The 630-nt window shown below is 46.8% G+C and carries 1 protein-coding gene and 1 pseudogene; one reads left to right on the top strand and one right to left on the bottom strand.

Going from position 1 to position 630, the window contains the following annotated elements; translation table 11 throughout:
* A pseudogene (locus J5069_RS23820) lies at positions 1-280 on the bottom strand (hypothetical protein); the annotation flags it as partial.
* Positions 281-426: 146 nt separating this feature from the next.
* Between J5069_RS23820 and J5069_RS23815 the strand changes: the two are divergent.
* Positions 427-585 carry an ATP-NAD kinase gene (locus tag J5069_RS23815; RefSeq protein WP_264623638.1) on the top strand — a complete coding sequence of 53 codons (159 nt, stop codon included), beginning with the start codon at positions 427-429 and terminating at the stop codon, positions 583-585.
* Positions 586-630: the final 45 nt, after the last annotated feature.

Raw genomic sequence — 630 nt, 5'->3', positions numbered from 1 at the left:
CAACCCGGGTATCGCAGCCACCGGAAGACATTGGCATGCTGAACCAGATAACGCAGTTATCGAGATACTTTGCGCTCTTTAGCCACTGAGTGCACGCCCGGTGCTGGTCGCGGTTGAGTATCCACGTCAGCGCCATCGTATCTTTCAGGTCGTCGGTAAGCTTCTGGAATATCGGAGCGCCTACCTGCGGGTTGTCAGTCCGAAACCCGGTATCGCGCCTCCAGTTTTTATTGGACTTCTGCGCCAGCGGCAGCCAGTCCGGGTATGCAATGATTGCCATTGGCTCTCCGGGTGATTCTTATCTGATCAAATATCAGGATGTACGCATTCATTGCTGCGTTATAACTTGAAAGTAAAAACTCTCTTTGCAGCACCGTAGGGAACAGAATCCGCTCATTATGGCGTTCACACAGCAAAGGAGAAGTTATGTCTGATAAAATAGTACCGTCAAAGCAAGCTGAAACAGCAGCTTACGAATTACTCATTGAGTTAGTTCGCGCCCAGCGAGTTCCTGTATACCAATCCAATATCGATGGCTTACTGAAAATTTACGACCAAGCTCGGAAACACTTCGAAAAATCATAGATAAACGTTTAAGTAATCTTGCTTATTTAAACATTTCACTAAAAG

This window comes from Candidatus Symbiopectobacterium sp. NZEC127, assembly GCF_025962675.1.
Taxonomy (GTDB): Bacteria; Pseudomonadota; Gammaproteobacteria; order Enterobacterales; family Enterobacteriaceae; genus Symbiopectobacterium.
The sequence above is the reverse complement of the archived record's forward strand: the minus strand, read 5'-3'. Positions and strand labels throughout refer to the sequence as shown.